Raw genomic sequence first — 8,285 nt, forward strand, 5'->3', positions numbered from 1 at the left:
TCAGTCCTCAGCCTTGGTAGTTGTCGCAGAAGGCCTGGGCCTCGGCGACATCGAGGGTGCCTTCGTAGATGGCACGGCCGGTGATGGCGCCGATGATGCCGGGGGCCTTGGCGTCCAGCAGGGCCTTGATGTCACCCAGGTTGTGGATGCCGCCCGAGGCGATCACAGGAATGCGCGTGGCTTCGGCCAGGGCCTTGGTGAAGGGCACGTTGCAGCCTTGCATCATGCCGTCCTTGGCGATGTCGGTGTAGACGATCGCCGAGACGCCATCGGCCTCGAAACGCTTGGCCAGGTCGATCACCTGCACCGTGCTCACTTCGGCCCAGCCGTCGGTGGCGACGAAACCGTCCTTGGCATCCAGGCCGACGATGACCTTGCCCGGGAACGCCTTGCACGCTTCGGCGACGAACTCCGGCTGCTTGACCGCCTTGGTGCCGATGATCACGTAGCTCACGCCAGCCTTGACGTAGTGCTCGATGGTTTCCAGCGAACGGATGCCGCCGCCGATCTGGATCGGCAGGGTCGGGTAGCGCTTGGCGATGGCGGTAACCACTTCACCGTTGACCGGCTGGCCTTCGAAGGCGCCGTTGAGGTCGACCAGGTGCAGGCGGCGGCAGCCACCCTCGACCCACTTGGCGGCCATGCTCACCGGGTCGTCGGAGAATACCGTGGAGTCTTCCATGCGGCCTTGGCGCAGGCGCACGCAGGCACCGTCCTTCAGATCGATAGCGGGGATAATCAGCATCTTGGGAACCTGTCTATTTGTTGGGTTTCAGGGCTTCTCGAGTGCCCACAGGTCGCTTTCGATGCTCTCGAACCGCTCCTTGAGGTGCAGCTGAACATCGGCAATCGCCCTGTTGTAGTAATGGGGTGCAATCTCTTTGCTGAACACGTCGAGGACCTCCGCCACTTCGAACGACCCCAACTGCAACTCGAAACGGTCTTCGAGAAAACGCTTGAGGGTATCGAGCGCCTCGCGCTCCTGTTCGGGGGCCAGGGTGATGACCGGGGCCTTGGCCTTCGACCTGCTCATTTACCAGCGCCCGTCCCAGGCCACGAAGTTCTGCAGCAGCTGCAGGCCATGGGTATGGCTCTTCTCGGGGTGGAACTGCACGGCGAAACGCGAACCATCGGCCAGCGCGGCGGCGAAGTCGACGCCATAGTGGCCGCGGCCGACCACCTGGCCCGGCTTGCCGGCTTCGATGTAGTAGCTGTGCACGAAGTAGAAGCGCGCACGCTCGGGGATGTCGTGCCACAGCGGGTGGTCGATGGTCTGGCTGACCTCGTTCCAACCCATGTGCGGCACTTTCAGGTGCTCGCCGTCTTCTTCCAGGCCCTTGCCGAAGAAGCGCACCTGGCCTGGGAACAGGCCGATGCAGTCGACGCCCTGGTTCTCTTCGCTGTGCTCGAGCAGTGCTTGCATGCCCACGCAGATACCGAGGAACGGGCGGTCCTGGCTGACTTCGCGCACCAGGCTGTCGAAGCCCAGGCGGCGGATCTCGGCCATGCAGTCGCGGATCGCGCCGACGCCTGGAAACACCACACGGTCAGCTTCGCGGATGACGGCCGCGTCGCTGGTGACCACGACCTTGCCGGCACCTACGTGCTCCAGCGCCTTGGCCACCGAGTGCAGGTTGCCCATGCCATAGTCGATTACGGCTACCGTCTGCATTTACAGGCATCCCTTGGTGGATGGCATCTGCCCGGCCATGCGCTCGTCCAGGGTAATGGCCATGCGCAGGGCGCGGCCGAAAGCCTTGAACACGGTTTCGATCTGGTGGTGGGTATTGTGGCCACGCAGGTTGTCGATGTGCAGGCTCACCAGGGCGTGGTTGACGAAGCCCTGGAAGAACTCCTGGAACAGGTCGACATCGAAGCCACCGACCGTGGCCCGGGTGTACGGCACGTGCATCTGCAGGCCAGGGCGGCCGGAGAAGTCGATGACCACCCGCGACAGCGCTTCATCCAGCGGCACGTAGGCGTGGCCGTAGCGGAAGATGCCCTTCTTGTCGCCGATGGCCTGGGCAAATGCCTGGCCCAGGGTGATACCGACGTCTTCGACGGTATGGTGATCGTCGATATGCAGGTCACCCTTGCACTCGATATCCAGATCGATCAGCCCATGTCGGGCGATCTGGTCGAGCATGTGTTCAAGGAAAGGCACGCCGATATCGAATCGAGCCTTGCCACTGCCATCGAGGTTGATCGAGCACTTGACCTGGGTTTCCAGGGTATTGCGCTCGACGGAAGCCTTACGTTCGACCATCACCAGCTCCGCAAAATCATTGGGCGAAAAGGGCTCCATTATAGGCCCAGAACGCGCCAGCTTGAAACGCGGATGACATATGGCAATGCCGGAGGCTGCTTTGCAGCCCGATCGCCGGCAAGCCGGCTCCCACAGATCTCAACATCACAGCGCTCGTGTGGGAGCCGGCTTGCCGGCGATGAGGCCCTCAATGGAACAGCACCGCCGTCTTCTGCAGGGTGACCCACACCCCCCAGGCCAGCGGAATCACCACCACCGCCCAGGCCACCAGCACCAGCGGCAGGCTCCCCGGCGCAGCGTGCCACTCCAGCGACCGGCCGCCATCGGCGCCCTTGTCATGGCTCAGCGCCCGCTCGGCGGCAAGTTCGGCGTCGCTCATGAAGTGCTTGTCCGCCACCGGCCGCACCAGCATGTTGCAGACAAAGCCCAGCACCAGCAGGCCGGCGAGGATGTACAGGGTCATGTCATAAGCCGCTGCCCGCTCCACGCCCGCCGCCAGTTGGTACTCGCGCAGGTAGGTGATCAGCACCGGCCCCAGCACCCCCGCCGCCGCCCAGGCGGTCAGCAGGCGGCCGTGAATGGCACCGACCATCTGCGTGCCGAACAGGTCGGCAAGGTACGCCGGCACCGTGGCGAAACCGCCGCCATACATCGACAGGATGATGCAGAACGCCGCCACGAACAGCGCCACGTTGCCCAGGTGCCCCATGTTCGGCACCAGGCTGTAGAGGCCGACACCCAGGGCGAAGAAGGCAAAATAGGTGTTCTTGCGGCCGATGTAGTCCGAGAACGAGGCCCAGAAGAAGCGCCCGCCGATGTTGAACAGGCTCAACAGGCCGGTGAAGCCGGCGGCGATCGCGGCAATCTGCGCCAGCTGCGCGGGGTTCAGCTCGCTGAAGGTCAGCTCGTTGCCCAGCAGCTTGCCGGCGAACACTTCCTGCAACAGCGGCGAGGCCATGCCGAGGATGCCGATACCGGCCGACACGTTCAGGCACAGTACCAGCCAGATCAACGCAAACTGCGGGGTTTTCCACGCAACGCTGACATGCACGTGGCGGTCGGTGACCATCGCGTTGGCCTTCTTCAGCGGCGCGGTCCAGCCCTCGGGCTTCCAGCCGGTGGGCGGCACGCGGTAGGCCAGGGCGCCGGCGGTCATGAACACGAAGTAGATCGCGGCCATGGCGACGAAGCTCTGCCACACGCCGACTTCATGCTCGTTGCCAAAGTGGCCCATCAGCGCGGTGGCCAAGGGTGCACCCACCATGGCGCCGCCGCCGAAGCCCATGATCGCCATGCCGGTGGCCATGCCGCGCTTGTCCGGGAACCACTTGATCAGGGTCGAGACCGGCGAGATGTACCCCAGGCCCAGGCCGATACCGCCAATGACCCCGGAGCCCAGCCACATCAACCAGAGCTGGTGGGTTTTTACCCCGACCGCCGAAATCAGCATGCCGCCGCACCAGCACAGCGCCGACACCAGGCCGGCCTTGCGCGGGCCGGCATGTTCCAGCCAGCCGCCGAGCACCGCGGCCGAGCAGCCGAGGAAGACGAAGAACAGGGTGTAGATCCAGCTCAGCATCGAGATCGGCCAGTCGCACTCGGCGCTGAACAGGCGGGCGATGAAGCCCATGTCGGCCGAGCAGGCGACCGGGGCGGTGATGCCGATGGCCTGGGACAACGGCAACCAGAACACCGAAAAACCGTAGGCCATGCCGATGCACAGGTGAATGGCCAGGGCCGCCGGCGGCACCAGCCAGCGGTTGAAGCCCGGGCGGGCGATGATGCGCTCCTTCGACAGGAAGCCCGGCGCGCTGGCGGCGGCCCCTGCCGTGATACTGCTGTTCATGGATTCGATCCTTTTGTAGGTAGACGATGCCCGCGGATTGAATGCCCGGCTCTTCTGGCTGCACACAAGGTGAAACGCGGCCGTTGGCGGCAACGCCCGCGACAATCTGTCGCGGCGCTCCACGCAAGCGGCGCAAGGGTATCAGCAACACCTGACATAGTGGCAATCTGATGCAGGAGCGCGCCTCTCCCATAAACGGACGGAACTGCCCGCCCTCAGGCTGTCGAAAGCCGAACTACCTGATCCATTAGTAGGAAATGGCCTGTATCTCTTGTCGGATACTCAGGCCCTACCCCGGCGGCGCTATACTCAACCGCTTGAATTCAAAAACGGACTACAAGGACTCGCCCATGAAAGCGTTCGGCAAAATCCTGGGACTGGGGCTTCTCGGGTTGCTGCTGATCATCGTGGCACTGGGCTTTGCCCTGACCCACCTCTTCGATCCCAACGACTACAAAGACGAGATCCGCCAGCTGGCGCGCGACAAGGCCCATGTCGAGCTGACCCTCAATGGCGATATCGGCTGGAGCCTGTTCCCCTGGCTGGGCCTGGAGCTGCACGATGCCAGCATCGCCACCCTGAACAAGCCCACCGAGCCGTTTGCCGACCTGCAGATGCTCGGCCTGTCGGTGCGCGTGCTGCCCTTGCTGCGCCGCGAAGTGCAGATGAGCGACGTGCGCGTCGAAGGCCTGAACCTGACCCTGGTGCGCGATGAGCAAGGCCATGGCAACTGGCAGGACATCGGCAAGCCGCTGCCACCCCAGGGCGGCGCCAGCAGCAACGCACCGGCCCCCGCCGAGCAACCCGGCGCACCTGCCGACAGCGGCAGCGAGCGTGCGGTCAAGCTCGACATCGACAGCCTGACCGTGAACAACGCCCGGGTGCAGTACACCGATGCCCAGAACGGCAAGAGCTACAGCGCCGAAAGCATCCAGCTGAGTACCGGCCCCGTTCACGAGGGCACCAACATCGCCCTCAAGGCCAGTGCCTTCCTCAGCGCCAGCCAGCCGAACATCAAGGCCCGTACCGAGCTTGCCGGCGAGCTGCGCTTCGACCGCAAGCTCAAGCGCTACAACTTCGAAGACATGCGCCTGTCGGGCGAAACCTCGGGCGAGCCCACCGGCGGCAAGACCGTGACCTTCGCCGCCCAGGGCCAGTTGCTGGTCGACATGGCCGCCAACGTCGCCTCGTGGAACGGCCTGAAAGTCTCGGCCAACCAGCTGCGCGCCCTCGGCGAGCTGAACCTGCGCGACCTGGACAAAGCCCCGCAGCTCAGCGGTGGCCTGTCGATCGCCCAGTTCAACCTGCGCACCTTCCTCGACAGCATCGGCCGCCCCCTGCCGGCCACCAACGACCCGGCCGCCTTCGCCAAGCTGGAGCTGGTGACCCGCCTGCAGGGCACGCCGAACAGCCTGGCCCTGGCCGACCTTGCGGTAAAACTGGACGACAGCACCTTCACCGGCCGCGTGGCCGTGGACGACTTCGCCAAGCAGGCCCTGCGCCTGCAGCTCAAGGGCGACAAGTTCGACGCCGACCGCTACCTGCCGGCCAAGAGCGAAGAGGCCAAGGGCGCCACGGCCGCGCGCCAGAGCGAAGTGCAGCAACAGGAAACCAGCGCCGTGGGCAACCCCGGCACCTCGCCGCTGCCCAACGCCCCGACCCAGGTGGCCTGGAGCAATGACAAGCTGCTGCCGGTGGACCGCCTGCGCGAGCTCGACCTGCAAGCGGACCTGGCCTTCGGCGCGCTGACCCTGGACAAGCTGCCGATCAGCGATGCCCAGCTTCAGGCCACCAGCCAAGGCGGCCTGCTGACCCTGCAAAGCCTGCGCGGCGGCCTCTACAACGGCAGTTTCGAAGCCAAGGGCAGCGTCGACGTGCGCCCTGCGGTGCCGCAGGTTGGCTTGAATACCAAGATCAACCGCGTGCCGGTCGAGCACTTCATCAAGCGCGAAGGCAAAGAGCAGGCCCCGCCAGTCAAAGGCCTGCTGACCCTCAACAGCGACCTGACCGCCACCGGCAACAGCCAGAAGGCACTGGTCGACACCCTCAACGGCAGCGCAAACTTCACCATCAACGACGGTGTGCTGGTCAACGCCAACCTGGAACAACAGCTGTGCCAGGCCATCGCCACCCTCAACCGCAAGACCCTCAGTGGCGAACCGCGCGGCAAGGACACCCCGTTCCAGGAACTGCGCGGCAGCCTGGTGGTGCGCAATGGCGTCGCCAGCAACCCGGACCTCAAGGCGCGCATCCCGGGCCTTACCGTCAACGGCCATGGTGACCTCGACCTGCGTGTGCTGGGCATGGACTACAACGTCGGCGTGATCGTCGAAGGCGACCAGCGCGCCATGCCGGACCCGGCCTGCCAGGTCAACGAACGCTATGTCGGCGTCGAAGTGCCGCTGCGCTGCCGTGGCCCGCTGGAGCTGGGCGCCAAGGCCTGCCGCCTGGACCAGGACGGCCTGGGCAAGGTCGCGGCGAAGCTGGCCGGCAACCGCCTCAAAGACAAGATCGATGAAAAGCTCGATGAAAAACTCGGAGACAAAGTGAGCCCAGAACTGAAAGAAACGCTCAAGGGGCTGTTCAAGCGATGAGCCCAGAGCAGTTCTCCAGCGCCGTGCTGGCCTGGTACGACCAGCACGGCCGCCACGACCTGCCCTGGCAACAGGGCATCACCCCCTACCGGGTGTGGGTGTCGGAAATCATGCTGCAGCAGACCCAGGTCAGCACCGTGCTCAACTACTTCGACCGCTTCATGCAGGCCCTGCCGACCGTGCAGGCGCTGGCCGAGGCGCCGGAAGACGAAGTGCTGCACCTGTGGACCGGGCTGGGTTACTACACCCGTGCGCGCAACCTGCAGAAGGCGGCGAAGGTGGTGGTCGAGCAGTATGGCGGCGAGTTTCCGCGCAGCGTCGAGCAGCTCACCGAGCTGCCCGGCATCGGCCGCTCCACCGCCGGTGCCATCGCCAGCATCAGCATGGGCATCCGCGCGCCGATCCTCGACGGCAACGTCAAGCGCGTGCTGGCCCGCTACACCGCCCAGGCCGGCTACCCCGGCGAGCCCAAGGTAGCCAACCAGCTGTGGGCCACCGCCGAGCGCTTCACCCCGCAGCAACGCGCCAACCACTACACCCAGGCGATGATGGACATGGGCGCCACGCTGTGTACCCGCAGCAAGCCCAGCTGCCTGATCTGCCCGGTGCAGCGCGGCTGCGAAGCGCACCTGCATGGCGAAGAAACCCGCTACCCCGAACCCAAGCCACGCAAGGCGCTGCCACAACGGCGCACGCTGATGCCGCTGCTGGCCAACCACGAAGGCGCGATCCTGCTTTACCGCCGGCCTTCCAGCGGCCTGTGGGGCGGCCTGTGGAGCCTGCCGGAGCTGGACGACATCGCCCAGCTCGACGACCTCGCCTACCAGCATGGCCTGCGCCTGGCCGACAGCCGCGCGCTTGACGGCCTGACCCACACCTTCAGCCACTTCCAGCTGGCCATCGAGCCCTGGCTGGTGCGCGTCGACCCGGTCGGCCAGCACGTGGCCGAGGCCGACTGGCTCTGGTATAACCTCGCCCCCCCGCCGCGCCTGGGCCTCGCCGCCCCGGTGAAGAAGCTGCTCAAACGCGCGGCCGACGAACTGATTGCAGGAGACGCCCGATGACCCGCACCGTGATGTGCCGCAAGTACAAAGAAGAACTGCCAGGCCTGGACCGCCCGCCTTACCCAGGCAGCAAGGGCCAGGACATCTTCGATCACATCTCGCAGAAGGCCTGGGCCGACTGGCAGAAGCACCAGACCATGCTGATCAACGAAAAGCGCCTGAACATGATGAACGCCGAGGACCGCAAGTTCCTCCAGGGCGAGATGGACAAGTTTTTCGCCGGCGAAGATTACGCCCAGGCCGAAGGCTACGTTCCACCGGCCGAATGACCCCAAAAATCGTAAGCGACGGAATTAATTTAAAATTTTTTCAAAAAGTCGTTGACGAGCGGTCTGGAAATCTATTTAATTCACCTCGTCGCCCAGATAGCTCAGTCGGTAGAGCAGAGGATTGAAAATCCTCGTGTCGGCGGTTCGACTCCGTCTCTGGGCACCACCTTCAAGCTTCTGGTGGTTGCAAAGTTACCCGAAGCGACAACAAGAAACCCGCCTAGTGCGGGTTTTTTGTTGCCTGCG

Annotated in this window: 8 protein-coding genes and 1 tRNA gene; 4 read left to right on the forward strand and 5 right to left on the reverse strand. The window is 64.8% G+C overall.

Annotation, left to right across the window (positions count from 1 at the left end; genetic code table 11):
- Positions 1 to 7 precede the first annotated feature (7 nt).
- The 5 genes from hisA to B3E94_RS10275 all read right to left on the reverse strand — a co-directional run bounded on the left by hisA (position 8) and on the right by B3E94_RS10275 (position 4,112).
- Complete coding sequence (gene hisA / locus B3E94_RS10255) at positions 8 to 745, reverse strand: 1-(5-phosphoribosyl)-5-[(5-phosphoribosylamino)methylideneamino]imidazole-4-carboxamide isomerase (protein ID WP_016484508.1); 738 nt, start codon at positions 743 to 745, stop codon at positions 8 to 10.
- 27 nt (positions 746 to 772) lie between these two features.
- On the reverse strand, positions 773 to 1,033 hold the full coding sequence (locus tag B3E94_RS10260) for a DUF2164 domain-containing protein (protein WP_176517971.1): 261 nt from the start codon (positions 1,031 to 1,033) through the stop codon (positions 773 to 775).
- Positions 1,034 to 1,672, reverse strand: coding sequence for an imidazole glycerol phosphate synthase subunit HisH (hisH, locus tag B3E94_RS10265; RefSeq protein WP_176517970.1), 639 nt, complete (start codon positions 1,670 to 1,672; stop codon positions 1,034 to 1,036).
- The gene (gene hisB, locus B3E94_RS10270) at positions 1,673 to 2,266 is read right to left on the reverse strand and encodes an imidazoleglycerol-phosphate dehydratase HisB (RefSeq protein WP_027594270.1); all 594 of its coding nucleotides are present in this window, start codon (positions 2,264 to 2,266) and stop codon (positions 1,673 to 1,675) included.
- A 187-nt stretch (positions 2,267 to 2,453) separates the two neighbouring features.
- Complete coding sequence (locus B3E94_RS10275; RefSeq protein ID WP_236238235.1) at positions 2,454 to 4,112, reverse strand: OFA family MFS transporter; 1,659 nt, start codon at positions 4,110 to 4,112, stop codon at positions 2,454 to 2,456.
- Positions 4,113 to 4,462: 350 nt separating this feature from the next.
- Here B3E94_RS10275 and B3E94_RS10280 point away from each other — a divergent pair, with 350 nt between their 5' ends.
- The 4 genes from B3E94_RS10280 to B3E94_RS10295 all read left to right on the forward strand — a co-directional run bounded on the left by B3E94_RS10280 (position 4,463) and on the right by B3E94_RS10295 (position 8,205).
- A complete protein-coding gene (locus B3E94_RS10280) occupies positions 4,463 to 6,706 on the forward strand; it encodes an AsmA family protein (protein WP_286913401.1) in 2,244 nt (747 codons plus the stop codon).
- Entirely contained in the window at positions 6,703 to 7,770 is a 1,068-nt protein-coding gene (gene mutY / locus B3E94_RS10285; protein ID WP_286913402.1) for an A/G-specific adenine glycosylase, read from the forward strand. The genes B3E94_RS10280 and mutY overlap by 4 nt, the downstream gene beginning before the upstream one ends.
- Positions 7,767 to 8,039, forward strand: a complete 273-nt coding sequence (locus B3E94_RS10290; protein ID WP_176517966.1) for an oxidative damage protection protein — start codon at positions 7,767 to 7,769, stop codon at positions 8,037 to 8,039. Before mutY ends, B3E94_RS10290 begins: the two co-directional genes overlap by 4 nt.
- Positions 8,040 to 8,129: 90 nt before the next feature.
- Positions 8,130 to 8,205: transfer RNA gene (locus B3E94_RS10295), tRNA-Phe, on the forward strand.
- The last annotated feature ends 80 nt before the right edge of the window (positions 8,206 to 8,285 follow it).

Origin of the sequence: Pseudomonas sp. UBA6315, assembly GCF_002438125.1 — a bacterium.
Lineage (GTDB): Bacteria > Pseudomonadota > Gammaproteobacteria > Pseudomonadales > Pseudomonadaceae > Aquipseudomonas > Aquipseudomonas faucium.